The organism is Sphingomonas insulae (genome assembly GCF_010450875.1).
In the GTDB taxonomy this organism is placed as follows: Bacteria; Pseudomonadota; Alphaproteobacteria; order Sphingomonadales; family Sphingomonadaceae; genus Sphingomonas; species Sphingomonas insulae.
The window spans coordinates 69,169-94,586 of the sequence record NZ_CP048421.1; the positions used below are offsets into that span (position 1 = coordinate 69,169).

Consider the following 25,418-nt stretch of genomic DNA (forward strand, 5'->3'; position numbering starts at 1 on the left):
GCCAATCAGGAGGCGTTCGACGATGGCATGGAACGAAGATCGCGCCCGGATGCGCATCAGGCGGTTCATCGACAGCGTTCCCGAGGGCCGGATCGTCGTCGAGGACTTCCGCAGCTTCCTCTCGGAGACGAGGATGGCGAAGGGCATCACGGCTTCAGCGGCGCTGACCGAGGCGTCACTCGTCGACATTCCGCGCAATCGGGCGATCACGACGCACGCCGTGCACGTCTACGCCAACCTTATCGATTTCAACTCGGTTCTCGTCGACGCTGGCAGGGAAACCGAAGCCAGCCACCGCCGTGCTTTCGAGTTCCTTCACGCCCACTATTCCGCCTGCGATGCGCTGATCGACGAATTCGAGATGCAGCGAGTCGACTTTCACGGATCGAGGCTCCACGCCGTCGTGCTCGCACCGGAGGGGCCGCAGAACGAGGGTGCCCGCGTCCGCAAGGCGATCGCGTTCGCGGCCGGCTTCCGCGAAATGGTCGAGCGACTGAGCCAAGAGCATACGCGCTTCCAGACCGGCGTCCGGATCGGCATCGATAGCGGCCCCGCGGTCGCGATCGATGGCGGCCGCAAGGACGAGCGCGAACCCCTCTTCATCGGTAGTCCCGCGAACCACGCCGCCAAGCTCGCCGACGGAAATGAGCCGGGAGTCGCCGTCAGTCGTCGCGCCGCGGCCGCGATTGACCGGGCACCGCAGCCGTTCAGCGACATCCTCTCGCTTTCTAAGTCGCTGGAGCGTCAGTTCCTCGACGAGCACGTGGTCACCGCCGGCGTCGACCGGATGGCCGACGCGCGTCTCGAAACCGCCTACACCAAGGTGGCGGACGAGCTGAGGGCACGGGAGAGCGGCTCTGCCAGCGAGGCGGTCTTCCGCTTCCAGCGAAAGGCGCCGCCGCTTAAGGACATCGTCTACGCCGACCATCCGCCCAGCAGGGCCATCCGTATGGAGATGGCCTCCCTCTTCGCAGACATCGACGGCTTCACGGCGTACATCGACGACTCGATCCGCACCGGACGGATCGCCGAGGCGGTGTCGAACCTCCACGTCATGCGTGCCGAGATGGCGGCGGTGCTGCGCGAGGACTTCGGCGGACGCAAGGTCAGGTTCGTCGGCGACTGCATTCACGGCATGGTCGCTGAGGGCGACGCCCGCAGCACCGATGCCATGGCCACGATGCGGGCGGCGGTGAACGCCGCGGCAGGTCTGCGCTCCTCCTTCGAGCTTTGCAGGACGATGCTGCCCGGCGCGGACCGGCTGGGCCTCGCGATCGGCATCGACTACGGCGAGACGCCGGTCTGCCGCCTGGGCCTCCGGGGCGAGGCGAGCGTCCGCGCCGCGGCGAGCCGGGCCACGTGCGTGTCCGAGGCCGAGCAGCGTCGATGCAATGGTCGCGAGACAGCACTTGGCGAGGCAGCCTTCGCCGCGTCACCCGCCGTCGTCAGGCAGGTCTTCATCTCAGGGCGCAAGGTGCCGAACTTCGATCATGACGCGGCGGACCTCCTCCTCGGCACCATGCAGTCGCCGTATCTGTCGAGCGGCGTAGAGGCTGACCCGATGCGGGCACATTCGCCCAAAGACCAGCCGCCCATGCGAGCGCACGACGCCTGGTGATCTCGGCGACCGCCATCCTTGCCGCCAGCGCGCCATTTTGGTTCGAGGTAGAGCGGCAAGGCCACCATAAGCTGATCGGCGTCGCGAAGGTACCGCAGACGCCATGGGCCGGCGGAGGGCTGAGGCTGTCCATCGGTGGCGTTCGCTCACCCCACGTCGGAGAGGAGACGCCCGGCACCGCGCTTCCGGCACGCTGTCCAGAAAGGCACCTGCAGGAGGACCGAACCTTCTGCGTGGGGCTGAGGCGGCTGGAGGTAGACGGACCCGACGCGGCCGACAGATGGTGGGAGCAGCTGAGGCAGTGGATTCGCTGCCAAGGGGTGGCCGAGCGGACCGGCGTATGGCCACCGAACCAGGCGCTCGACCACGGCGAGGCGGGAGTGCATCACGAGCGGGCGCTTGAACTGGCGCGATCGATAGGTTTGGAGGAGGAGTATGCCGCAGCTTGGCTCGGCGAACCCAGCTGGATCACCGATCCAGACCTGCGCATCGTCGATCGGCGGGGCGGCCCGATTAACGGCCGGGCGCCATGTCCCCGCGGCTGCCGCCGACGCGCGAGCCGCAACGCGCCGATCCTCCGCCGCAAGTGCGCACGCCGAAGGGAGATCGCGAGCTTGGTCTGGATGGAAAGGCTGCGCCTGAAGTCGCTTGACGAATACTGGCGCCACGTACGCGCCTCCGGCACGAAGTGCTGCGGAACCATGCTGACCTGTCCGTTGCGCGACGACCAGAACGGTACGCCTGAGGAAGAGGGAGGGAGCCCACATTGAACGACACCGCCACACTGCAATCGCAACTCGACCGCGTTCTCGCGTTCTTCCCTCGCGTGGACGCCCGCATTAACGGGCTCTTCGGCGTCAATACCCTGGTCCTGGCGGTCGGCGCCCTCAATGTAGCCGCGCCTGACCTCAGGCAGTGGTATGTGACCATTCCCGGGGTCTTGGCGCTGATCGCGTTGCTTCTCTCCTACGCCTTCCTGTTCCGGGCCAACTTCCCGGACGTGCGCGGCGGCGCCGGCAGTCTCGTCTATTTTGTCGAGATCCAGAAGAGGACGGAAAGCGTATACCAGAGCGAGGTGCTCGGATGCTCGGACGACGACTATCGCAAGGACCTCATCGGCCAGATCTGGCGGAATTCGCAGATACTCTGCGACAAGTACACCTATGCGAAAAAGGCGATAATCTGCACATCGGCTGCGCTTCTACCCTTCGCGCTGTTCCTCGCGACGACGGCCACGCTCCATGTCCGCATACCGATCGTCAAATCCTGATGGCTGTCCAATCGAAACAGTAATTGCCTGCGCATGGAACTGGCGCGCGACCGCTTTTTGGGTCCACCCTGTTCAGCTGAGCCCCCAATAGGCCAGCGCCTTAACGGTTAGCACGGCTGCAACAAATCCCCAGCCGAAGCTCAGCATCGTCCCGATAATGATGTATTCCTGGATATGGCGATCGTTGCTGTTGCGGATATCGCCAAAGCGCAAGATTGACTTGGCGGTGAGGAGGAACCCGACGGCTTCATATCGTCCAGTCAATACGAACAGGAAGGTTAGACTCCGCTCCAGCCAGCCAATATATTGGCCGCCCTTCGCCATGCCGACGATGCTGGTGGGCGCTGTCACACCTTGGGCCGGCGGGGGCGGTGACGGCAGTCCTTCGACCAGTTTCTTGATGAGGATGCCGCCGAGCGGCACAGCCACGATCAACCCGCTTACGAGCGTGAGCCCGGCGTAATAGGCAAGCTGAGCATCGCCCGGCAGTGCTGCCCACCATCCTGTCGTCATCAACGTAGGGATGCAGAATGCGATGCCGAGAACCACGACTAGGTGCCCGAACTGGTCGAGCGCAAAGGCCAACAATTTGTTGCCGAGGTGATGGAGTTTGACGTAATCGAGCGACATGTGCGTAGCGGCAATGACCCCGATCGCGAATGCGGCCACCAAGGTTTGCGCACCAATGGCGAGCGCCGCAGCGATCGCGACGAGCAGGACATGCAGGCTTAGATACTTCAGCTTACCCTTACGTGCGACCAGCCATTCGGTTTGAAAAACGAAATCTGCGAGGAGATGTGCGGCGAGCAGCGCCGTGAAGGTGGAGATCATACCCTCAGCAGGCCTCCGAAACGTCAACCGATTTTGGTTGATTCACTCTAGTCAACCAATAATGGTTGACACGATTAAACAAAACGCACCTTCGCCATACGTAGCGACTTCTCCCAGCCGGCACCCTCGACCCACTCAAGCGCTGACTCGATCGCCGAAAATTCGATTGCGACCAGCGTCTTGCTGACCATCTGCCGTGTAACCTCCAGCGCGCTCGCGACATCGGCTTGGCGCGGACCGTCCGGCACCAGCATCCGCGTTGCAATATCCGCCTGCCGTTCGGACCAGTGATTCATCGCCACGCTGCACAACGTGGTCATGGGTTGGATCCAACCAAGCTTGTCGCCCGTCTTGTCAGGCAGAGCGACGGCGACACCGACGGCGTCGCCCATCCGATCCAGCTCTCGGCCCGATCTAGTGAATGCGTCACCGACCGACAGGGATATCCGATGGGCATCAATCCGCTCCACATCGCCGAACCCAACCCCAATGCGCGTATCGAGGCCCTTTCGCTCGCGGCGCAGAGCAGCTCGCAGATATAGGGCCACCCGCAGAAAGTAGCGCGGCTTGGTCAGCAGGAGCTGCCAAGAATCTCCGCGGAAAAACTCCGCTTCGCCCTTCACCAAGTCCGCTTCCCACGCCCCCACGTCGGCGGCTGCCTGCAGCAATGCATCCCGCGCACGCACAAGCACTTCGGTAGAAAGCTCGGTCGAGCCAACCAGATCGCCGGTAAGGACTGTGTAGACCTTGCTCACAGTTTGGCTCCTACGGCCACGCTCTTGCAGTCGCCCCGCATGCTCATCGCAGGACGTTTCTCGCCCGCAACGCGCCTAATGCCCAGGGCACTATCATATCGGCCGATCTCGGCGCGGCCATCCCCACCGCCGAGAGGATAGGGAAAGAAATAGCTGAAGCGGTCGGACTGCAGCGCGCGCACCGGGCGTCCCGGAAGATTGACGAAGGTAATCCGGCTGGTGCCTGTATCGAGCAACAGCACCAGCGGCTCTGGCCCTGCGGAAGCCGGTGCAAACCGGCACTCGAATTGGCGCACGCGCGGCGGCTCGCCCGGACTGCACCCGCAGACCCAAAGGGCCAGCCCTAACGCCCACGCTGATCTCAACTCGCTCACCAGCGTTGATCTGCGGGAGCAACGGCCGCGATGCAAGACCTACATCGGCTATCGCGATCCCGTCATTGTTCGCTTACATCATTGCGCTGTCGACCATGCTCAGTCGGTACGAACGGCGACGAAGATAACTGGCCATGCTCGATTTTGTAATGATCCATTGCCCCGGCATGATCGACGGCACGCAGGATTTCGACCGTACTTTTTGGACCATGCTTTACTAGGATCGCGAACAGCTTGGTCGTGAACGCCCAGACTTTTAGCGGCCTTTCGAATCTGATCGGTCCCGCCGATCCCTACGCCCCATTTCAAATATCCGTCCGTCACCGTCAGCCTGACACCGCAAATGCTCGGTGAAGAATGAAATCGGGCCATCACTCGTGACCCACCGTCCCGTCGCAATCAAACTGTCGGGGGGGGGTGACGGAAAGCTGATCGATGACAAGGACGATGTCGGCGCACTACTCCCAAGACGTTGGCAGCCCCATTTTAAAATGCATAGTTTCTGCCATTCGCTAATCTCGCGTTGGCGTGGCTTTCCGGTGTCACAACCGCTCGGTTTTGACGCCGGTGTGGATGATCACATATGGCACCGCAAAGGTGTAGTGACACTGGGTTTTATGCCGCCGTCGAAACGCGCCTCTGCGCACCAGTGACGTTGAGCCGCATCTGCATCAGCTGCGTGCTGACCCCGTATTCATTGGCTGCACTACGCAGTTCTAATCCACGCTTCGCGACCGCCACTGCTGCCTCATCTGAAACCAGCAATGCCGGACCGAACCAGTTGGCTTCGTCTTCAAGAGTGGCATCGAAGTGCCGCTTGCCGTTCTCCCCGCACAGGGGGTGCGGCGGGTGCATCAGCAGCAGATGACTCAGTTCGTGCATGATATTTGCGGCGCACCGTGCGGGTGAATGCCCGTTGTTATAAACGATCACGCGTTGCGTCCCAATACAGACTGTAATCGCTGAAAATTCGTTCTGGCCCTTTGCGCTGGTCAGATATTGCACGGCGTTGGGATGTTGGACCTCAAACGCCGACAATTTTATAACCAGAACCTCCAAATGCTTGGCGGTCAGAAACGGGCATAGAGGCGCATCGGCGGCGAGGCCGAGTTCCGCGCGAATTTCGCGAGAAGTGGTGTTCGCTTCGGTCTTAAAACCTCGCCGGAATGCCATCTTATTTCTTCCGGAACTGTTCGTAGGTGGCGTGAAGAATTGCTTCCAATGCCTTTGCTCCGTCGTCGCTGAGGTTAGGATCGGCCCGTAGATAGGCTGTCACCTTGGCGAGGGGTTCAGTGGTCGTGGTAGGAACGTCGGTCTTATAGAAGGCGTTGGTATCAAGGCCTGCCCAATGTGTGAGAGCGCCGAGGCTATCAACGTCTGGACGCTTACCTTGCGACAGACGGGTCAACGTCGATGCGCTTACATGCGCTTCGTCGGCGACCTTGCGCCATGTCATGTTCCGCGCGCGTCGGGTGCTGTCCAAAGCGGCCACAAACTTTTCCCCATCAAATTGAACGATCGTCACCGTTCGACTCTTGCAATTCCATTCGACATGCGCGATCTCCCTTCATGCGTTGCAGACTCGCAACGTTACGTCACTATCAGAACAAGAAGGCTTGGCAATGGCAGGTAAGAATCAGCATGTCGTACCGCACTCAGGAGGCTGGGCCGTTCGCGGCGCTGGCAATAGCCGGGTGTCATCGATCCATTCCACGCAGGCCGAAGCGGCGCAGGCGGCACGCGGTACCGCGCAGCGGCAACAGAGCGAGTTGCTGATCCACGGTCGCAACGGGCAAATCCGCGAGCGTGATAGCTACGGCAATGATCCCTTCCCGCCGAAGGGGTAAGTAGAGCAGGCCGCGATCGGTGACGGCGCGGTCTGCTTTTTAGATTCTGACCAAAGAAATAGGGCGGTGTTCAAATGGCTAGATGTACGGCTCCAGCGCGGGGGCACCGCACAGCGAGTGGTAGAGCAGAGTGCCCCCGGTGCGGTGGCGGCGATCGCGGTTACGGCGGCGGTTATGGCAGCTACGGCGGAGGCTATGGCAGCTACGGCGGAGGCTATGGCTCCTACTCGACACCAACTCCTTCCCCATCGCCGTCCTACCGATCGTCATCGGGTGGTGGAGGCTCTAGTCGTGTGAAAGCCAAGTGGTCGAAGGCAAGTTCCACCGTCTATTACACGCCTGCCGAAGCGAAGGCGCTCGAACCAATCCGGGAGACGGTCGAGAAGAGAGCAGAGCTTCCTGACCTACGCGAGCTGTTTCTTTGTCATGCGTGGGCTGACCGATTGGACGATGCCACAAAGCTCTACGACCTTCTCAAAGCCCGTAATGTATCCGTCTGGTTCAGTGAGAAAGATATTCCTCTTGGATCGTCGTTTCTTCGTGAAATTGATAGGGGACTGGCCAAGTCGCGTGTCGGGATCGTGTTGGTTACACCCGCGCTATTAACGCGGCTTCCAACAGGAGGCATCGCCGATAGAGAGCTTTCTGCGCTTCTGGCGACAGATCAGCTTGTGCCGGTCATTCACAATACGACTTATGATGCCCTTCGAATGGTTAGTCCGCTGTTAGCTTCGCGGAATGGCCTTAGTACGGAAGAGGATTCCTTAGAAGTTGTTGCGGATAAACTCGCCGAACTAGTCAAAACTTCTAGATTTTAGAATCAGCTATACTGCGCGATCATAATCTTCGTAATGCTAAAACATCGGTGTCACATCTGATCGGCTGTGATACCGACGAATCATTGGTTCTGGGTGCAAGTCGGAATGATTGCTTTCAGGTAAGCTGCTCTCCGCTTCCGGCACGCCGCCTGGCCGGCTCAACCCGGACGACCTCGGAGGTACCATTGCCGGGGTTGCCTCGGACCGAAGCGGTTCTCATTGCCCGTTAGAGATTGCCCTTGCTGCGGCGAGACAGCTCGGCGATCCACGGCGAATGATTGCCCTCTTGGAAGACGATAGCCAGTTCTTTGCGCGGCCGGGTGACGCCCACATAGAAGAGCCGTCGAGCTTCGCGAAGCGATCCGGTCGATTTCTTGTCGCGGTTCGACGGGATGTCGCCGGCGTTCATGCCGAATAGGATCACCGCATCAAACTCGCGTCCTTTGGCGCTGTGTAGTGTGCTCAAGCTGACGCGACCGCTGCCTTCGATCCGGCCTGCGAAGATGTTGAGCGCCATGTCCTTGTCCTGTGCGGGATTGGTCCGAGAAATGAGCTCGGCGAGTACCTCCCATTCCTGCTGCGGATTACGCGCAACCTGGCGCCAGGACGCGAGTAACTCGCGCGAGAAGCGCTGGAGCCAAGCATGCGCGTTCTCGCCTGCGCCGATGCCGCTGCGCAGGAAGGCGATGAGCTGGCGGGAGACGGCCTGCTCTTCGGAATCGCTGGCACGACCGCCGAAAACGAGCGCCAGCGCTTGGCCGAGCAGGCGTGTATAAGGTGGGTCGGCCTCGCGCCAGCCGCCGGCGACCCAGGCGGCGCAGCTTTCTACGAAGCGCGCGAGGCGTGAACTCCTTTTGATAAGGGCATTGCCGTCTGTGCGGACATAGGGGATGGCGTGTTCGTCAAGTGCGGCGGCAACCTTGTCGCCGAGCCAGGCCGCCCGGTAGAGGACCGCGACCTCCTCGTGGGGGTGACGCGCGAGCAATTTGGGAAGGATGCTGGCAGCAATTGCGCCAGCTTGGGCATCGTGCCCGCCCTTCACTGTCCAGAAGGCGAGATCACCCTCGGGAGCATCGTCGAGCCCGCGATAGTCGCGCTCTTCGCCAAGCGCGCCAAGCGAGGCGCGAATGATCTTGGCTCCCGAACGGTAATTAAATCGCAGCCGCACCTCACGGACACCCGGCCGCGCCAGCAGGCTCTGGAGCAGTTCGGGATTGGCGCCGGTGAAACCGTAGATCGACTGATCGGCATCGCCGACCGCAAACAGGCGCATGCCGCCCTCGAAGCAGAGCAGCAGGACTAGCTCATGGAGCGCATGGCCAAGGTCCTGATATTCGTCGACGAAGAGGATGGGAAAGCGGGCGCGCAAAGCGTCGCGGATCCAGGCGTGCGACTCGATCATGCGAAAGGCGATGAGCGGCATGTCATCGAAGTCGATCAGGCCGCAGCGACGCAGCTCCGCTTCATAGGCTTCGATGAACTGGGCGAGCTCTGGATTCTCGCCTCGCCAGGCCGGCAGCGCACGGTTGACCTCACGTCGCCTCTTCTCCTCAGCAAACCCCCAGCGGTCGTGCGGGTTGAACTGGTCCTCGCCGAATACGGCCCGATAGGCGATCTCGACGGCCGAGCGTCGCTCGGCCGTGTCCGCCACACGAAACTCAGCCGGCAGCAGCCCGGGGATGCAGCGCGCATAGGGTGTGATCACTTGGGTGAGCGCGAAGCTGTGGACGGTGCCGATGAAGCTGCGCTCGCTCGCATGGATGCCGAGGCGCGCGAGGCGGGTCTCGAGTTCGATTGCACATTCGTTGTTGTAGGTAATACAGGCGACCCCACGCGGGTCGACTACGTCCTGAACGAGCGCGCGGGCCATCGCCGTGGTAAGCGTCTTAGTCTTGCCACTGCCCGGCCCCGCCAGCACGACACAGTGCCCGCGCTCACGCACGGCGACGCTCTGTTCGGGATTGCGGTCTAGCTCGGCTAAAGCCGCGGCAAGTGCCTTCTGGTTAGACACGGTCGGCTACGAATTGAATGGCCGCGGCGATATAGGCCGGCGGGGGGACACCGAGTGGCATCTTCTTTGCGAGCTTGGCGCTGAGACGCCCCTTACCGATATCGGCGATCATGGCTAGCAGCTGGGTCGGCTCGACCGGTGCCCCGGCCCGCCAGGCGGCGATCCGCCGCGTCCTGATCGTGCCGAATCCCTGCTCGTCGAGAATGTCGAGCAAGGCGGTCTGCAGGCCCGGCGTTGCCGCCACGGCGACCTCGAAGGTCTGGTCGTTGAGGAAATAGCCGGTGTTTGCCCAAGCGGCACTGAAGGCGGCAAAATCTGAGAGTTCCCAATTGAGCCGGTCGGCGAGTGTCATTGCGGGCTGGCCGTAGAGCGAACTAACATCGTCGCACAGGTTTAGCACTCGGGTGAGCCCGAGCGGCAATTTAGTGCCGTCGAGTGGATCCCAGTCGGTGATAACCGCGAAGGGTAGCCCGAGGCTGGCCACAAGCTTCACGTAGGGACTGAAATTGACGCCCGCGACGTTGCAGACGGCGATGCCGAGCCGATCAAGCTTCTTGCCAAGCGCATCGGCAAAAACTGGGACGAGCGCCTCCTCGGCATCGCCTTCGACGAAGAGCACTCCGCGCGCAAAGAGGATCTCCGAGCGGGTAGCGGTCAGATAGCGTTCGATATCATCGAGCTCATCCGGCGTGACCGGCAGCTCGGCCAAAGAATAAGCACGTGTCGCGCCGTCATGAGACCGCAGCTGAACAATCGAGCGGAGCGGCGCGACAGCCGCCAGGGTCGGCGAGTGGCTGGTGACGATTAGTGCTTGGGCTGGGTCGCCGGCGTTAAAGAGCTTATCGAATACCGCGCGCTGGAGCTGGGGATGCAGATGGGCTTCGGGTTCCTCAATGCTGAGCAACGAGAAGTTGCGTTCGTTCTTGGCACGTCGCCAAGCGAACTCGGCAAGCTTCAGCGCGATAAGCGCAACATTGGCCGAGCCGAGGCTTGCTTCCGAGAGGGTGCGCTTGCCGCCGTCGATGAACATCGCGATCGCGCGAAACAGGCGCAACGGGTCCGCAGGCGCGAAGCGTAGGCGCACGTCAATATCGTGGGCTGAGCCGGCGAGGTCGAGAATGCCCGATCGCAGCGATGCCTCAAGCGCCTGGATCGAAGGGAAAGCCTCAAGCTTCTTCGTCGCAGTCTCTAGATCCGCGGCAACATCCCCCAGTTCAGCTTGGCTGACGGCCGCAACCGCATCCTCTAGCAGGGGCCGGAGCGGCGAACCACGCCATGAACCGAGCTGACCTTCCGCGTCTCGCAAAGCGTCAAGGAGGTCGATCGCAATCCGTCGGCGCACGCGTGGTTGGATGGCGCGAGCCTCATCGCCGCCACCATAGACCACGAATTCGCAATCCTCACTTGATTTAGGCGGGCCTGCAACGTCCGCCTTTTTGCGGAAAACATAACTTAGCCGCGCGGTGCCCGGATCGGTCGCCGTTCGAAAATCGGTTAGGAGCGCGACCAGCGCATCGTCATCGTCGAAGCCTGAAAAATCGACATGTACTTCGATCGCTGGATTGCCAGAGTGGTCGCAGCCGTCCCAAAAATCGGTAAGCTTAAGCTGACGCGCCGCATCCGAAAGCGTCGGGTCTAGGACCAAGCGGAAAGCGAACAAAAGATTGCTTTTGCCTACTCGATTCTCGCCCAGCAGCACGACATTGCCCGCAAGCGCGATGTCGGCTGTCTGGAAATTGCGAAAGTTGCGGATGCTCAGCTTGGTCAGGCGCACTATCTCTCCCTTCGCGGTTTGTTATTGGCTGTAGGCGCTCAAATCTTCAAATATTCCGTACGGCGTCAAGCGGAGATGCATCTATTTCAGAGATAGCAACTTTGGTTGGATGAGCATCTGTCGCGATGGGCGTATTATCTACAGAGCGGCACGAACCCGATCGCGCTCCATCTGAGGTAAGCGGCGTGCAACGGCGATCAGGAGGTCGGCAACCATTCGATCCTCGGGCAGATCGCCACCTGGGACGTGTTCGGCGTAGAAGTTAGCGGTGACGTTAATGCGCGACAGCGAGCTAGGCACCTTACCATATCTTTCCAAGAATGAACGCAACGCCTGATCCAGTTCCGCATGGAGCGGTGTTCCTTCCGGAACTTGGGTAAACCACTGGCCAAGCTGACGTTCGGTTATCCGGCCGTCACGGTGTTCTTCGTTCACATATTCCTTGGCTGTCATGCCCTCGTAGCCGATAAATTTGGAGGGACCGAAATGCCAATCACCCTCCACATCCCGGTGGGCATACCAGGCACGTGCGTAAGCCAAGCGGCTTTGGAGAATGGTGCTGGTCTTCACCTCCCGAGCGAAGCGGCGAACGTTGTTCAAGGCTTCACGAACGTTGGGGACGATGACCGACATACCGAAATCCTCTACATCATGAACGCGTATGACACGTTCTAAACGGTAGAAAAATTATAATCAATATGGTCTTGCTCTAAATGCATAAAGCTAGAGTAAGGTGTCACAACCGGACGGTTGTGCTCCTGCGCGTTGGCGTACAGGTTTTTGCCGGTTTGAAAGTGGCAGAAGGCCGCGTCACAATTCCGCTCGCGATTCGGAAGGACGACGCGTTCAAGCCCCCTGCCCTGCTGCCTGAACGAACGTCCGCTTCTTCGCGATCACTGATCGAAAGCGGACAGGCCGCTCTCCACCACTTTCACCTATGCAGACCGTCCGCTTAGTCCCGGCAATGATCATCGCCGCATTCTAAGCCGAGGTTCTCCCTCCAAGCGTCGTTCCAATCATCGTGATGCTCGGGCACTCGACATATCAGCTCGCGCCCATTCGCCGTGAGGTGATCGCGCGCCTTCTCAATCAGCCGATCCGCGGCCCTTCCACGATCGCCATAGACGATCACCCGTCGGACCTTGTCTGGGATTGCGACGAAGGCGAGCCGCTCGACACCGCCCAGTGCCCAGGTCGGCGTGCCGAACCACTGCATCGCCGAAAGGGCATCCTCGATCCCCTCGGCGAGACCCAGTTCGTCGCTCGCGGGCGCGAGCCTGATTGCCGCGGTGCCGAGCAACCCCAACGCCACCTTGGGCTTCAGTATCGGTTTGCGCAGCACATCGTCAGGATCGAGGAAGGTCCGCTGAATTGCGACTAGACCGAGATCGTTTTCGACCGCGGCGATCATAGCCGGCATGACGCGCTTGTCGGCGCCAGATCCAAGAACCGTTGCCGGGTTGAAGCGAAGCGCCTTGGCAAAGGGCGGGGAAAGGCCGCGAGCGCGCAGATAGTCTTCGGCGAGCGTGCCCGCGACCGGCTTGCTTGCCTGCCAGATACGCAGGGCCAGCGCGCCCATGTCGCGTTTCGGTTTGCCCTCCGGCATCGCCACGGCCGAACGGTCGTGAAGCCGCCGGCGCTGCAACGCCTTCAACACCTCGACCGTGGTGCAACCGGCGAAACAGTGGAAGAGGATCGCGGTATCGCCAAGCCGGACGGACAGGCTCGGCGTGCCGTCATCATGGGCGGGGCAGCGGCATTCGCCGCGGTTGCCGCGCCAGACCCCGCCGAGTTGCTCGACGATGGCCTTGGCCCGGATCTCAGCGTCCAGCGGCAGTCGCGCCATGACGATCGTCCTGTGGGTTTGGTAGGGTTCGGTCACGCCGGTCTCCGGAACATCGACGGGAAACCAGGCAGCACCCTCCCCTCTGCTGGCCCGCCGGGAAGCGAGCGCGATCGCCGCCAGCGGGCGTCGATGCTCCACGCCGGTCCAGCGCGCCCGGGCTGCCGGTATGCGAACGATACGATCGCGCTCGGGGATTTCATACTCGAAAGCACGAACTCGTCCCGGAACGCCGCTTGAACCGCTTCGTCGGCAGAGGCCGCGACTAGCTGTAGCGACCCGAAAAAAGGTCGCCGAGCGCGCGCCGACGAAACGCGTTCCACCAGCGACGACGGCGATGCTCGGGACCATCGTGGATCATGTGGCAGCGCTGGCAGAGCGCGGCGAGGTTGCGCCAGCGTGGCCCACTGAAGGTCGGATCGTGGTTGAGGTGCGCGGTCGCGAGATAGACCGGCTTGCGCGTAATCCGGATCCGCTCGAGGGCCACGAAGGCGGGTTGCTGGCGGAGCTGCCGCCCGCGGCCATCGCACCAGGCTGCGATCGTCGTATCCCACCAGATGCCGTCGGTGCCGAGCTGGGCGACGTGGCGACCGTGCGGTCGCCGGCAGTGCTCGCAGCGCCCCCCTGCCCGCGTGAAGCGCACGATCCGGCTGATCTCGGGCCAGTCGATCGGGTAGAGCCAGCGATGTTCCGGGCGGATCGGCATGACGCGATTCTGAGTCATTTGATGCCGGAACGAAAGGAGAAAGTTCACCTGTTCGCGGCGTTGTCGAGCGATAGTCGCCCATTAAAGCGCGATCGCCCGTCCCATGACACCCCAAGCGAGGATCGCCACCCGGTTGGGCCGCACCCGCGCGCGGGTTCGGTCGGTGCGCAGCGCCGATAGAGCCGTGCCGCAGGCCGCTTCCATCGCGCATTTCAGTCACTCTCGCTATCGGCCTTGGCGAGGACCGAGAAGGTGTCCGCGATCAACTCGGTGCGATAGGACACGTCGTTCCCCTCCCCGTGGCTGCTCTCGCGAACGCGCCCGGTAACATGGACCAGATCGCCTTTCCCCGCGGCCTCGACCTGGCTCGCGACATTGGAAAAGCAGACGACGCTGTTCCAGAGCGTATCGGTCTTCCAGTTGTCGCCGTCGCGGCGATTATAGTTCGCAGCGACGCTGACGTAGCGAACCTTCTCGCGCGACGTGATCTTGCCGATCCTGCCGATGATCCGGAACTCGGCGATATTCTGTGGCATCATACCCTCCTTCGTGGATGTCGATCGCAGCACGGGAATTAGGGGCGCACTTTAGTCACGCGCGTCTGCCCCATGTCGGAAATGGTATCTCGCTACATTGTTCGGGGTGGCGTAGCGGCGATAGGCCTCGGTCCAATCCCGAGCGATGGCACGCTGCGCGGTTGCGAGCGGGACGCGGTGCTCACAGACCAGTCGCCAGAGGACATAGGCCAGGACGTTCTTGTCGCCGGCATTGGCCTGGCCGCGCCGTGGCTGCAGCCAGAGATCGCGTGGATCGAGCGGCGCACCGCCCAATGAGATCGGGATTAGGTGATCGAGCTCATAGTCCGCCATCGCTTCGCCCGGGTGGTGCACGCCCATCAGGCGCCGCTTGAGCGGATCGGTGATGGCATAGGGCGGTCGCGCCGACGCCGCGTAGCCCGGCCGGCAGATCGTCGTATCGATGTCCGCCTGGGTGATGGCCGGATCGACCGCGCCGGGGACGGTGCGGGGTGGCAGTATTTCGCCCTGCAAGGGCAAGATCGGGCGGCGAAGCGCGGTGGAGAGGCCGGCCACGGCATCGCAGATATAGCCCGCGCCTGCCGCGGTGCATGGGGACCGATCGTCGGCTTGGGCCGCCGCGCTGCTCCCCCGGGGCCCGTGCAAAAGCGCGACGACAGCGACGATCGCGAGGCCGCCGAGAAGCGCCCGCGCTCTCAGCACGTTACCCAGCCAGCGATCGGGGCAAACCGCGCCACGATCCGTCGGAACTTCAAGAGATCTGGACTTGGCTCCGGGTCCATCATTCGTGCTCGTTCGCCTCGACCGCTGGTAGAGCCGCGATCTCAACCATAGTCCATATATTACATATCACGATATCGGACAACAAGGGGGTGAGCGGCTGAGGCCAGCTCTGAGCCACGCGCGGTTCCAGCGAACGGTTTCTTGCTGCGCGTGCGCTGTGGTGCGGTATAGACGCGGGAGGGTATCGAGCATCGCCTCAGACCGCGTACATCCTCGATAGGGTCAAGGAATGCCGAAATATCTCGAGGTCGATGAACTTGGATCACCCGCCGCGCAACTCTTCGGCGAGCGCCTGAAGCAACGTCGGCGCGCATGTGACCTGACCCAGGCCCAGTTGGCCGAACAGACGGACATCACTGCGGCCTACATCTCGCTCATCGAGCGCGGTCGCGCCAATCCAACGCTCGAGATGATGGTCAAACTGGCCGAAACCGTCGGAGCCGAGGCATGGGACATGATCCGGCCTGCCGAATAAGGTCGCGAATTCCATCCGGACCGGCTGACATTTCACTCCGTCTATGGCGTTGTTGTCGTGCCCCCTGCCCCCTACCGTGAATATATCGACCGCTCGCTCGGCGTGACCCGAGCCGTTGGCCGAAGACCTGACGATCTCATCGGATCAGGGGAGTTGGTGTGGCTCAGAGTAGTGCGTTGCGGTCCCGTTTCGGGCACCGGGTCGAGGCGTCGCTGGCCGAGACAGGGCTGACGCTGAACGATCTCGCCACGCGCGCGGGGCTGCCTTTGACCCGCGTCGAACGCATCCTAGGCGGGACGCTGGTTCGCCTTACCCTCCGGGACATGACCCTGATCGCCAGCGTCGTCGGAACGCCGTTGTTCAGACTGCTCGCCCCCCTCGGCGCCGCGGTCCCGGCCGTAGCGATCGAGGAAATTGAACAGCGTGGAGCGCGCCACGCCTAGCTCCCGTGCAACATCGGTCGCGGTCGCGCCCGGCGCGTCCAGCTTCGCGCGGATCTGCGGGAGTTGGTCGGGATCGAGGATCCGCCGGCGGCCCCGGGACGCCGTCTCGATCGGATGGGTCTTGAGTCCGTGAAGATAGCCATAGTGGCCATCGAGCGCGCCCAGCAGCGCGTGGAGCTTGTCGTCTGCTCTGGGTTCGATCACGATGCCGGCCGAGACGATCTCGAACGCGATGCCGCGGGAGAGCATCTTGGTCATCGTCCGGATGAGCGTGGTCGTCGACAGCGTGATGCAGGACAGGTCATAGACCTTGATGCGATCGCCCGCGGTAAGCTTGATGCCGTGGCGTGCCAGCAGGTCGCCGAGCTTGTTGAAGCTTTGCCGGTCCGCCACGATCACATAGTCATCGGGTCCGAGACACGCCTTCTGATCGTCGATCGTCGCGGATCCCTGGCATTCGCTGAGATATGCGACGGTCCTGCCCAATTCCCTGCCCCTCGCCCGTCATGGATCCAATCGGAGGCCAGGCTGACACAGCGCTACGTCTCCGAAAAGCGGGTTTTCTATGCGAGCCGCCTCGGGTCGGCAACCAGTGGGTAGGTCCCGCTGAAGGCATTTCGTCAGCGTAACGACCTGAATTGGCTTGCACGGCATTCCCAATTGGCTGTTGCAGTCATCGTCAATATCGTCCATTGCTTTTTCTGGACTGTAACAGACGGAGGAAGCATCATGCTTCCGGCAGGACTTACGGCTAAGGCGATTCAGCTCTGCGCTGCAGGGCTCGGAGCGGCTGGATCACCGGTCCCGGCATCCTATGCGGTTACGGTCCATACGGGTGCGGCGCTCGTCCGCCAGCCCGGAACCCAAGCCGATGCGGAGGCCACGGTACGCGACCTTGTCGCGCTCGGCGCCGACTTCCAGGCAGGACCGCTCGCCATCGACGGACGCGACTTCACGACTTACGGCGTCACGCCCGCGTCCGTGTTCGACCCTTGCGCGCTCGCGCATATCGACGACGGCACGCCGACGGTGCCGGGCTCTGGGAGCGCCACCGTCTCGAGCGTCACGGCACTTCTCCGGCGTGCGTTCGGGGCACGGATCACCGACACCATCAGGCCGATGAACGCGAGCTATGGCGCGCGGCATAGCTGGCATAAGGTCGGACAGGCGGTCGATTTCGTCCCCGCAGGCGGCGTCGATACGATCAATCGGGGGCAGATCCGCGCGCTCATGGGCGCGAGCAACATCCGGCTCATGGAGTTGCTGGGCCCGGGCGATCGCGGGCACGCCACGCATTGGCACATCGCCTTCGCGCGGCCCGGCCAGGTCATCGACCGGACCCGCGTGATCGAGGGCGACGAGGATTGGGTGGTCACCGTCGCCAGCGCGGACGCATCGCCCGGGCCGCCCCGGAACGACGCGTCGGCCACGATTGCGGTGACGCCTCGGTCGCCGGAGACAGTTCCGGCGCGGTGGGACGTGTTCGCCAGCGCCGACTGGCATGCCACGCATGGAGGTGGGTCATGATCGCACAGGGTCGCAACAGGCTCGCCGGCATCATCGGCGGGCTGGCCTATTCGATCGCGGGACTGGCGGCGGTTACGATGCCCCAGCCGGCGAGCGCCTCGGACTGGGGCTGCCAGGTGGTTCTCTGCCTCGCCACCCCCGGCTCGCCTACCACCTATGCGGCATGCGTGCCGCCGATCACCAAGCTCTGGAACGTCCTTGCCTTGGGCGGCTTCTTCCCGACCTGCACGGGCGTCGGCATGGCCGTGCGGAGAGTCAGGCACGGCTATGACCTGACGATGACCCGGTCCGACGGCGCCACGTCTCGCTATGCGCTCGACACCCGCTATCGGACGGTCACCCAGCAATGACCTACGATGTCCCCGCCATCGTCGCGCTCGCGAAAGCCTGTGCGCCGGGGATCGCGACCGAGGCCGTGGTGCCGCTCGTCCTGACCGAGAGCGGCGGCGACCCGTTGCAGATCAACGTCAACAAGGGACCCCGCGTCCGTGCGGGCTCCGTCGCCGAGGGCGCGGCGATCGTCCGCCGCTACATGGTGGCGGGATACACGGTCGATGTCGGCCTCGCGCAGATCAACTCCGCCAATTTCGCGCGGCTCGGCGTGACCGTCGAGCAGGCATTCAAGCCCTGCGTGAATTTGCAGCTCGCCGCGTCCGTGCTTCGACAGGGCTATGGCCTCGCCAGTCGGCATTATGACGGCCTCGACGCGATTTCGGCCACCTACTCACTCTACAATACCGGCAGTCTGACCCGTGGCCTTCGCAACGGCTATGTCGCTCGCGTCTGGACGGCCGCCACCAACCTGGGTTCGGTCGCAGCGGCCCCACCCCTTCCCGCCGCTCAAGTGACGCCGTCAGGAGATCGCGACGTCTGGGTCGTCGGGCCGGTCGCGTCGAACCTCGTCGAGGTGTTCAAATGAGCGCGGATAACAGCATCGCGCGTGGCGGGCGCGAGGCCGATCCCCAAACCGCACAAACCGGCTTCGAGATCCCGCCCGAATTGACGGCGCGGTACGAAGTCCGGATCATCGAGGCTGCGGGAGGCAGCGAACAGCGGCTCGGGCTCTTCCGGGCCGGCGAGCGCGAACGCCCCGCGATCGAGATCACCGACAACCGTATCGTCGCGCGCCTCGAGGATGCGGAGACGGTCGCGAGCCTCGTGAAGATCGCCCAGCATAACGGCTGGGATCGGATCGACGTCGAGGGGTCGCCCGAGTTCCGCCAGACCGTGTGGTCGGCGGCGACCCGCGAGGGCCTGACGGTCAGCGGCTATGAGCCCTCCTTCGCGGAAGCCGAGCGGGTCGAGGCGCTGCGCGGGCAAGTGGCGGCACGGCGCGAGCGCGAGAGGCCAAGCGAAGCGCCCACTTCCCCCCAAGCTGCTGGCAGCGAGGTGGTCCGACCTGCCCTGGATGCCGATGCCGGTCGTGATCGCGCCGCACAAGCGCCACCGGCGGAAACAAGCGGACTGGAGCTGTCGGACGGCGATCGACGGCTCCTGCTGACGCTCAGCCGGCACAATGAGGACCGCAAGGCGCTCTTCGCCATCACTGGCGGGGACAAGGACGCCTTCCAGCGCGACGTCGAGGCCGAGCGGATCGCGCTGAACCGCAAAGCGCTGGAGAATGCACTGGAGCGCGCGCTCGAGAGCCCGACGCTGGTAAAAGCGTTCGAGCGGTCAGGCTACGAGCCGGATGCGCTGCGCGAAATGGGCAAGGCGGATGCCTGGGACCGCGAGGTTGCCGACGCGGTGTATCTCGTCCGGTCTGGCCTCAATCGGTCCGTTCTGGCGCAAGAGACGGGTACGGTCGTATCGCTCGCCGACAAGCTAGCCCAAGACCGCGACGGTCCCCCCGTCGCCGAGCCCATCATCGTGGGCCCGGAAGTCGGATCCGCCGGCCGCGCCGCAAGGCCGGACGGGGCACGGGATGCCGCCGCCGATCGTCGGCATGGCAGCGACGACCTGGCCGAACTCTTCCTCCATGGCGGCGCGGAGCGGATCGCCGCCGAGCCGCGGCTGGCGAGCGCCCTTGAGGCCCAGGCGGCGATGGAACGGCATATCGGCGAAGTCTTCGACGGCGACGCGGGCCAGATAGCCTCGGCGAACCTCGAAAGCCGACACATGATCTCGGGCGTGCTGCGGCGCGGCCTTGATGTCGCGGTTCGCGAGCCGACGCCGGTTCGGCAGATCGAGCCGATGCAAGCCCAGCCCGACCTGGAGAGGTGACACGCAGCCATGGAGAACCGCATGACGATTCCACCGAAGAAGGGCCGGATGATGTCCGACGCCCGTGCCCGCCAGATCGTCGGCATTGCCGGCGCGCTGGCGCTGATCTCGATCGCGCAGCCGGCCTTCGCGGACGGCACCGCGATCGAGTCCGGCCTCAATACGATCAAGACGTGGATGGTGACGATCGCATCCGTGGTCGGCGTCATTGCCGTCATGGCGGTCGGCTACGCCAAGCTCACCGGCCGCATGGACTGGGGCCGCGCCGTCACCGTGCTGATCGGGATCGGCATCATCTTTTCGGCCGCGACGATCGTCGGCTGGATGGGCGGGTCCGCCTGACATGGAGAAGCTGGCGGAAGACAAAGTCTTTCTGGCCATGACCAGGCCATCGGTGTTCATGGGACTGCCGCTCGAGGCGATCCTGCCGATCATCATGGTCTGCATGGTCGTCTGGGGGATCCTGCATAATCCCTTCTTCCCCCTGGCCCTGTTCGGCGCGCTGTATTTCCCGGCGCGCATGGTCGTGCATTACGACTTCAACTCGTTCCGGCTCTGGGGCCTGTGGTTCCAGACCGTCTTCCTGTCGAAGAACCGGAAGTTCTGGGGTGGCGGGAGCTATTCTCCCGTCCGCCTGGGCAAGGCCGTGAAACGCAAACGGTTCGGCAATGACTGAGACACGGCTCAAGCATAAGACCATCGCGGTCCGCGAGGCGGACGACGTCAAGTTCATCCCCTACACCCGGCACATCGACGAGACGCTGGTGGCGCTCGAAGACGGTTCGCTCATGCGAATGTACCGCGTCGACGGGCGTCCGTTCGAGACCAGCGATACCGCCGACCTCAACACCTGGCACAACAAGCTCAACATCGCGTGGCGCTCGATCGGCGACGATCGCGTGGCGCTCTGGACCCATCTCGTGCGAACCGCAACCGACCCGGTCCTGGGAGGCGAGTTCCACTCCGACTTCGCGCGCACGCTCCAGGAGCGGTACGCCGAAGGGCTCAAGGAGAAGGTGCTCTACCACAACGAGTTCTACGTCACATTGCTCGTGCGGCCGTCCAACATGGCGGGCGACCAGGTGACGCGCCTGTTCCGCAAGCGCCGGCAAGCCTTCGAGATCGACGATCGCGCGCTGACGATCATGGCGGACAAATGCCGCGACTTCGAGACGCTCCTCGCCGATACCGCGCCGGAACGCCTGTCGCTCTACGAGCATGACGGCGTCCTGTTCTCGAAGCCGATGGAGGTATTGCACTTCATCCTGACCGGAGACCGCATCCGCATTCCGCTGCTCGACGGGCGTCTCGGCCAGGCGCTTTACCAGTCGCGGATCGTGTTCGGCCGCGAGGCGGCGGAGATCCGCTTGCCGCACAAGTCGCACTATCTCGGCATGTTCGGGGTGCGCGAATATGTCGCCACGACCCGAACGGGACAGTTCAACAGCCTGCTGAAGATCGACTTCCCCTTCGTCCTGACCCAGAGCTTCGCACCTCTCGTCAAGTCGGTCGCGAGCGAGCGTTTCACCAAGAAGTACAAGCAGATGACGTCGTCCGACGATGCCGGCGTCAGCCAAGCGATCGAGTTGCTCGACGGCGTCGACGACCTCATGGCGAACCGGTTCGTGATGGGCGAGCACCATTTGTCGATCGCGGTCATCGACGATGATCCGCGGCGCCTGCTCGATCGGCTCTCGATCGCGCGCTCGGCCGCGGCCGACACCGGCATGGTCATGGCACGCGAGGACGTCGCGCTCGAGGCCGCGTTCTGGGCCCAGTTGCCCGGCAATTTCCGGATGCGGGCACGGCCGGCGGTCATCAACAGCCGAAATTTCGCGGCGCTGAGCCCATTCTATACCTTCCCGGCCGGGCGGAAATCCGGGAACCACTGGGGCGACGCCGTGACGCTCCTCAAGACGCGCGCCGGCTCATCCTTCTGGTTTAATTTTCACCGCGCCGATATCGGCCATACGCTGATCATCGGCCCGACCGGCGGCGGCAAGACGGTGTTGCAGAACTTCCTGCAGGCGCAGCTGGAGAAGACGGGGGCGCGCCAGGTCTTCTTCGACAAGGACCGGGGCGCGGAAATCTTCGTGCGGGCGTGCGGTGGGACTTACCTCGCGCTGCGCAACGGCGCGCCGACCGGGTTCGCGCCGTTGAAGGGGCTCAGCCCTACGCGACCGAACATCGCGTTCCTCCGCCAATTCGTCCGCGTGCTGGTGCGGCGCGAGAGCCGCCCGCTGACGGTCGCCGAGGAGCGTCTGATCGACGACGGCCTGGATGCCGTGATGCGGTTGCCGGGGCCGTCACGCTCTTTCGGAGCCCTTCGCGAGATGCTGGGCTACGCCGATGCCGAAGGGATCGGCGCCAGGCTCGAGCGCTGGTGCCAGGGCGGCGCGCTTGGCTGGGCGTTCGACGGTCCGGTCGACGAGGTTTCGATGGCGGCCCGCTTCGTCGGATTCGACATGACGCAATTCCTCGAAAATCCCGAGATCCGTACCCCGACGATGCTTTACCTGTTCCACCGGGTCGAGGAGCTGCTGGACGGCCAGCGCGTCGTGGTCGACATCGATGAGTTCTGGAAGGCACTGCAGGACGACGCGTTTAGGGCGTTCGCGCAGGACGGGCTCAAGACCTTCCGCAAGCGGAACGCCTTCATGGTGTTCGGCACCCAGTCGCCCGCCGACGCCCTGCGGTCACCGATTGCGCATTCGATCATCGAGCAGACCGCGACCAAGATCCTGCTGCCGAACGCGGATGCGAAGCGCTCCGACTATTGCGACGGGCTCGGGCTGACGGATGCCGAGTATCGCCTGATCCGCGAGGACCTGACGCCCGAGAGCCGGTGCTTCCTCGTCAAGCAGGGACACACGTCGATCGTCGCCAAGCTCGATCTCGGCGCGATGCCCAACGAACTCAAGGTGCTGTCGGGTCGCGAGGAGACCCTCGTCGCCATGGAAGAGGCCATGGCGCTTGCGGGTGACGATCCGGCCCGGTGGTTGCCTGCCTTCTACGCCGATCAAAGGAGAAGCTGATATGTCGCTCAAGCCCATCGCCTTGCTGGCGGCGATCCCGACCGCGCTCGCTATGTCGACCTCCCCTGCCGCCGCGCAGGGCATTCCGGTTTTCGATACGACGACGTACCTGCAGGCGCTACAGACCGCACGCCAGACGCTGACGATGGTCGAGCAGGGCAAGCAGCAGGTCGAGACCGCGACGAACCAGCTGAATTCGCTCCGCAAGCTGACCAACATGAGCGAGATCGCCTCGACCCTGAACCTGCCCCAGGTCCGCAACATCCTGCCGACCACCACGATCGATACCGACAGCCTGCTGAGCGGCGACCTGACGGGGATCGGGTCGCTGGGCACGATCGCTGCCAACATCCAGTCGCGCTACCGGCTTTCTGCCTCCGGCTCCTCGGACGCCGACGAGGCCTACAACCAGGCCTTGAGGGATTCGACCGGCTCCGCTGCCGTGACCGCCGCCCTCGGCGAGAACACCCTCAACATCACGCAGGTTCGGATGCAGGGACTGGACCAGCTTCGGCAGCAACTCGCCAGCGCCCGCGACCCGAAAGACGTGATGGATTTGCAGGCGCGCATCGCAGTCGAGCAGGCGCAACTCCAGAATGACATGCTGAAAATGCAGGCGATCCAGCTGGCGCAGGCTGGACAAGGCAATCTCGCGATCAGCGCGGGCGAGGTTGCTGCCGGTCGCGACGCCGCAGCTTTCTACGACGCAAACACCCTTAGGAAATGAGCATGCGCAAATTCCTTCCGCTGTTGGCTCTAGGCCTTATCTGTGCGTGCCAGCAGCAAGTTACCGTGCCGACAGCCTCCGAGCTGATTGCCAACCGACCGCTCCTCACGGAGTGGCGGGCAAAGTGCGACACTGGCGAATACAGCCGTCTGGCTCCCGCCCGGAAGAGCGAGCTGTGCTCAACGACGCAGGAGGCAACAATTTCGATCGCCGAAATCGAGGCCGGGAAGAAGGCCTCCGACTTCTTCGATGCCAACACGAAGCGCCGGTGATCGCGTCAGCCTTGGCAACGCGCTGAAAAACAGGGTCTGAAACATGGCTGCCGCCCCCATCAACATCATGACGCTATTCACGACGATGTACGGCTATGTGGAGGCGTCGATCGCTGGCGCTGTCGCGAGCTTCGGGTCGGGGCTGGTCAGCTTCGTGGCGGCCCCCCTGGCGCTGGCGGCAACCATCTACTTCCTGCTGCTCGGCTTCGCCGTCCTGCGCGGTGCGATCCAGGCCCCGTTACGCGAACTCGTGTTCCAGGCCGGCAAGGTCGGCTTCGCGCTCGCGGCGGCCAGCGCCATCGGGTACACGACGTTCGTGGTGAATATCGCCACCAACCTGCCGAGCGAGATCATCGCGGCAGGCTCGGGCACGCCGGTCACGAACCCGGGCACAACATTCGATACCTATGTCTCCGATACAGGCAAACTTGCCAAGCGGATGCGCGCGGCTAATGCCAAGGTTCAAGCAATGCCCTCGCAAGGGCTTACCGATGTGCGCACGCCGTTGATCCAACTACGCTGTGCGATCTTCACCTACGGCTGCATCGCCATCCTCTACGTCTTCGCATTCCTATCGGCCTCCATCGGGTTCTGCATCGTCATCTTCGCGAAGCTGGCGGTATCGATCTGCGTCGCGCTCGCGCCGCTTGCGCTGGCGTGCCTGCTCTTCAATTCGTCGCGGTGGCTGTTTGACGGCTGGCTGAAGCAAACCGCCAACTACATCCTGCTGATGGTCGTCATGGCGATCATGACCAAGTTCATCACCGGTCTCCAGGAAGCGGCAATGGACGGCATAATGGGATCGCTCGGTGACGGCTCCGCCTTCAACTCCCTCGAAGGCACGTACATGAGTCTCAATGCCGATTTGATGGTGATCGCGACCATCGTCTGCTGCGCGATCTATATCGTCGGATCGATCTTCTTTTTCCAGTCGCCCTCGATCGCCGCGGGGATCGCCGGCGGCGCCTCGTCGAGCGGCCACGGCTTCCTGCAAACCGGCGCGAACATGTTGGCCAACCGCCTCATGTTCCGGCGCATCGCCCAAGGCGCCGGACGCCCCGCTAGCGCGCCTGCAACGACCGGCGGCTCGGTCAGCCGGGCCGCATGAAGCTCGCCGTGATCGTCGCTTCAAGCATGAACCCGGACACCGCCAGCGCGGCATCGATGCGAACGGAGATCGTATGAAGAGGCTGATCATTGTGGCGGCAGGCGCGCTAGCGCTTGGCGGATGCGCGGGGGCTCACGTCAAGGCGCCGGTCGTGTGTGACGGCAAGCATCGCCGTCCTGCCAACCTCTATGGCTCGATCCTGCCGACGCTGCCCGTGCCGCTGCCCGCCTCCCAGAGCGGGGGACAGTCGATGGTGGTGCCGGGACCGGGACCCGGTCCGCTACCAGCACCGCCACCCGGACCCAGTCCGACGCTTGCGCCGGCACCCGAGACCGGCATGCCCTCGGCCCCGACGTCGGGATCGCTGGCCGCGCCCGCGACCGCATCACGCACATCGAGCCGGGACGTCGCTTTGTCCTATCTCCCATGCTGACGAAGGGAA

General features: G+C 63.3%; 30 protein-coding genes. 16 read left to right on the forward strand and 14 right to left on the reverse strand.

Features of this window, described 5'->3' with window-relative positions:
• The first annotated feature begins 22 nt into the window (after window positions 1-22).
• The 3 genes from GTH33_RS01065 to GTH33_RS01075 are packed head-to-tail and all read left to right on the forward strand — an operon-like array spanning window position 23 to window position 2,888.
• A complete protein-coding gene (locus GTH33_RS01065) occupies window positions 23-1,618 on the forward strand; it encodes an adenylate/guanylate cyclase domain-containing protein (RefSeq protein ID WP_163956669.1) in 1,596 nt (531 codons plus the stop codon).
• Window positions 1,615-2,388, forward strand: a complete 774-nt coding sequence (locus tag GTH33_RS01070; protein ID WP_163956670.1) for an E2 domain-associated cysteine-rich protein — start codon at window positions 1,615-1,617, stop codon at window positions 2,386-2,388. The genes GTH33_RS01065 and GTH33_RS01070 overlap by 4 nt, the downstream gene beginning before the upstream one ends.
• Window positions 2,385-2,888: a Pycsar system effector family protein gene (locus tag GTH33_RS01075; RefSeq protein ID WP_132911223.1), complete on the forward strand. Its 504-nt coding sequence runs from the start codon at window positions 2,385-2,387 to the stop codon at window positions 2,886-2,888. Before GTH33_RS01070 ends, GTH33_RS01075 begins: the two co-directional genes overlap by 4 nt.
• A gap of 72 nt (window positions 2,889-2,960) precedes the next feature.
• On the opposite strand, the gene GTH33_RS01080 is transcribed toward GTH33_RS01075, so the two are convergent.
• The 5 genes from GTH33_RS01080 to GTH33_RS01100 all read right to left on the reverse strand — a co-directional run bounded on the left by GTH33_RS01080 (window position 2,961) and on the right by GTH33_RS01100 (window position 6,373).
• Window positions 2,961-3,719 (reverse strand): DUF3307 domain-containing protein, encoded by a 759-nt coding sequence (locus GTH33_RS01080; protein WP_163956671.1) that lies wholly within the window; start codon window positions 3,717-3,719, stop codon window positions 2,961-2,963.
• Window positions 3,720-3,793: 74 nt separating this feature from the next.
• On the reverse strand, window positions 3,794-4,474 hold the full coding sequence (locus GTH33_RS01085) for a hypothetical protein (protein WP_163956672.1): 681 nt from the start codon (window positions 4,472-4,474) through the stop codon (window positions 3,794-3,796).
• Entirely contained in the window at window positions 4,471-4,716 is a 246-nt protein-coding gene (locus GTH33_RS01090; protein WP_163956673.1) for a hypothetical protein, read from the reverse strand. The genes GTH33_RS01085 and GTH33_RS01090 overlap by 4 nt, the downstream gene beginning before the upstream one ends.
• Before the next feature lie 747 nt (window positions 4,717-5,463).
• Window positions 5,464-6,021 (reverse strand): ImmA/IrrE family metallo-endopeptidase, encoded by a 558-nt coding sequence (locus GTH33_RS01095; RefSeq protein ID WP_163956674.1) that lies wholly within the window; start codon window positions 6,019-6,021, stop codon window positions 5,464-5,466.
• A gap of 1 nt (window position 6,022) precedes the next feature.
• The gene (locus tag GTH33_RS01100; protein ID WP_163956675.1) at window positions 6,023-6,373 is read right to left on the reverse strand and encodes a helix-turn-helix domain-containing protein; all 351 of its coding nucleotides are present in this window, start codon (window positions 6,371-6,373) and stop codon (window positions 6,023-6,025) included.
• Between the two features lie 97 nt (window positions 6,374-6,470).
• Here GTH33_RS01100 and GTH33_RS01105 point away from each other — a divergent pair, with 97 nt between their 5' ends.
• Both GTH33_RS01105 and GTH33_RS01110 read left to right on the forward strand, forming a co-directional pair.
• Window positions 6,471-6,695, forward strand: a complete 225-nt coding sequence (locus GTH33_RS01105; protein WP_163956676.1) for a DUF2188 domain-containing protein — start codon at window positions 6,471-6,473, stop codon at window positions 6,693-6,695.
• Window positions 6,696-6,769: 74 nt separating this feature from the next.
• On the forward strand, window positions 6,770-7,513 hold the full coding sequence (locus GTH33_RS01110) for a toll/interleukin-1 receptor domain-containing protein (RefSeq protein ID WP_163956677.1): 744 nt from the start codon (window positions 6,770-6,772) through the stop codon (window positions 7,511-7,513).
• Between the two features lie 226 nt (window positions 7,514-7,739).
• On the opposite strand, the gene GTH33_RS01115 is transcribed toward GTH33_RS01110, so the two are convergent.
• The 7 genes from GTH33_RS01115 to GTH33_RS01145 form a co-directional block, all read right to left on the reverse strand.
• Complete coding sequence (locus tag GTH33_RS01115) at window positions 7,740-9,524, reverse strand: ATP-dependent helicase (protein WP_163956678.1); 1,785 nt, start codon at window positions 9,522-9,524, stop codon at window positions 7,740-7,742.
• A complete protein-coding gene (locus GTH33_RS01120; RefSeq protein WP_163956679.1) occupies window positions 9,517-11,298 on the reverse strand; it encodes an ATP-dependent nuclease in 1,782 nt (593 codons plus the stop codon). The genes GTH33_RS01115 and GTH33_RS01120 overlap by 8 nt, the downstream gene beginning before the upstream one ends.
• Window positions 11,299-11,436: 138 nt before the next feature.
• A complete protein-coding gene (locus GTH33_RS01125) occupies window positions 11,437-11,931 on the reverse strand; it encodes a hypothetical protein (RefSeq protein ID WP_163956680.1) in 495 nt (164 codons plus the stop codon).
• Window positions 11,932-12,250: 319 nt separating this feature from the next.
• The gene (locus tag GTH33_RS01130) at window positions 12,251-13,492 is read right to left on the reverse strand and encodes a DUF7146 domain-containing protein (RefSeq protein ID WP_249054824.1); all 1,242 of its coding nucleotides are present in this window, start codon (window positions 13,490-13,492) and stop codon (window positions 12,251-12,253) included.
• Complete coding sequence (locus tag GTH33_RS01135) at window positions 13,407-13,847, reverse strand: hypothetical protein (protein ID WP_163956769.1); 441 nt, start codon at window positions 13,845-13,847, stop codon at window positions 13,407-13,409. The genes GTH33_RS01130 and GTH33_RS01135 overlap by 86 nt, the downstream gene beginning before the upstream one ends.
• Window positions 13,848-14,059: 212 nt before the next feature.
• A complete protein-coding gene (locus GTH33_RS01140; RefSeq protein ID WP_163956770.1) occupies window positions 14,060-14,383 on the reverse strand; it encodes a single-stranded DNA-binding protein in 324 nt (107 codons plus the stop codon).
• 51 nt (window positions 14,384-14,434) lie between these two features.
• Window positions 14,435-14,938 carry a hypothetical protein gene (locus tag GTH33_RS01145; RefSeq protein ID WP_249054826.1) on the reverse strand — a complete coding sequence of 168 codons (504 nt, stop codon included), beginning with the start codon at window positions 14,936-14,938 and terminating at the stop codon, window positions 14,435-14,437.
• A gap of 457 nt (window positions 14,939-15,395) precedes the next feature.
• On the opposite strand from GTH33_RS01145, the gene GTH33_RS01150 reads away from it, so the two are divergent.
• Window positions 15,396-15,641: a helix-turn-helix domain-containing protein gene (locus GTH33_RS01150; RefSeq protein ID WP_163956681.1), complete on the forward strand. Its 246-nt coding sequence runs from the start codon at window positions 15,396-15,398 to the stop codon at window positions 15,639-15,641.
• Window positions 15,642-15,928: 287 nt separating this feature from the next.
• Here GTH33_RS01150 and GTH33_RS01155 read toward each other — a convergent pair whose 3' ends face one another.
• A complete protein-coding gene (locus tag GTH33_RS01155) occupies window positions 15,929-16,483 on the reverse strand; it encodes a helix-turn-helix domain-containing protein (protein ID WP_249054828.1) in 555 nt (184 codons plus the stop codon).
• A 261-nt stretch (window positions 16,484-16,744) separates the two neighbouring features.
• Between GTH33_RS01155 and GTH33_RS01160 the strand changes: the two genes are divergently transcribed.
• The 10 genes from GTH33_RS01160 to GTH33_RS01205 all read left to right on the forward strand — a co-directional run bounded on the left by GTH33_RS01160 (window position 16,745) and on the right by GTH33_RS01205 (window position 24,976).
• Window positions 16,745-17,611, forward strand: a complete 867-nt coding sequence (locus GTH33_RS01160; protein WP_243848454.1) for a lysozyme family protein — start codon at window positions 16,745-16,747, stop codon at window positions 17,609-17,611.
• A complete protein-coding gene (locus GTH33_RS01165; protein WP_163956682.1) occupies window positions 17,608-17,961 on the forward strand; it encodes a hypothetical protein in 354 nt (117 codons plus the stop codon). Before GTH33_RS01160 ends, GTH33_RS01165 begins: the two co-directional genes overlap by 4 nt.
• Entirely contained in the window at window positions 17,958-18,530 is a 573-nt protein-coding gene (locus GTH33_RS01170) for a lytic transglycosylase domain-containing protein (RefSeq protein ID WP_163956683.1), read from the forward strand. Before GTH33_RS01165 ends, GTH33_RS01170 begins: the two co-directional genes overlap by 4 nt.
• Window positions 18,527-19,834: an LPD7 domain-containing protein gene (locus GTH33_RS01175; protein WP_163956684.1), complete on the forward strand. Its 1,308-nt coding sequence runs from the start codon at window positions 18,527-18,529 to the stop codon at window positions 19,832-19,834. The genes GTH33_RS01170 and GTH33_RS01175 overlap by 4 nt, the downstream gene beginning before the upstream one ends.
• A 21-nt stretch (window positions 19,835-19,855) precedes the next feature.
• A complete protein-coding gene (locus GTH33_RS01180; protein ID WP_163956685.1) occupies window positions 19,856-20,176 on the forward strand; it encodes a TrbC/VirB2 family protein in 321 nt (106 codons plus the stop codon).
• Between the two features lies 1 nt (window position 20,177).
• Window positions 20,178-20,510: a VirB3 family type IV secretion system protein gene (locus tag GTH33_RS01185; RefSeq protein ID WP_163956686.1), complete on the forward strand. Its 333-nt coding sequence runs from the start codon at window positions 20,178-20,180 to the stop codon at window positions 20,508-20,510.
• Window positions 20,503-22,869, forward strand: coding sequence for a VirB4 family type IV secretion/conjugal transfer ATPase (locus GTH33_RS01190; protein WP_163956687.1), 2,367 nt, complete (start codon window positions 20,503-20,505; stop codon window positions 22,867-22,869). The genes GTH33_RS01185 and GTH33_RS01190 overlap by 8 nt, the downstream gene beginning before the upstream one ends.
• Before the next feature lies 1 nt (window position 22,870).
• Complete coding sequence (locus tag GTH33_RS01195; protein WP_163956688.1) at window positions 22,871-23,596, forward strand: TrbJ/VirB5 family protein; 726 nt, start codon at window positions 22,871-22,873, stop codon at window positions 23,594-23,596.
• A 2-nt stretch (window positions 23,597-23,598) separates the two neighbouring features.
• Window positions 23,599-23,868, forward strand: coding sequence for a hypothetical protein (locus GTH33_RS01200; protein WP_163956689.1), 270 nt, complete (start codon window positions 23,599-23,601; stop codon window positions 23,866-23,868).
• 97 nt (window positions 23,869-23,965) lie between these two features.
• Entirely contained in the window at window positions 23,966-24,976 is a 1,011-nt protein-coding gene (locus tag GTH33_RS01205) for a type IV secretion system protein (protein ID WP_249054829.1), read from the forward strand.
• 186 nt (window positions 24,977-25,162) lie between these two features.
• On the opposite strand, the gene GTH33_RS01210 is transcribed toward GTH33_RS01205, so the two are convergent.
• Window positions 25,163-25,369, reverse strand: a complete 207-nt coding sequence (locus GTH33_RS01210) for a hypothetical protein (protein ID WP_163956690.1) — start codon at window positions 25,367-25,369, stop codon at window positions 25,163-25,165.
• Window positions 25,370-25,418: the final 49 nt, after the last annotated feature.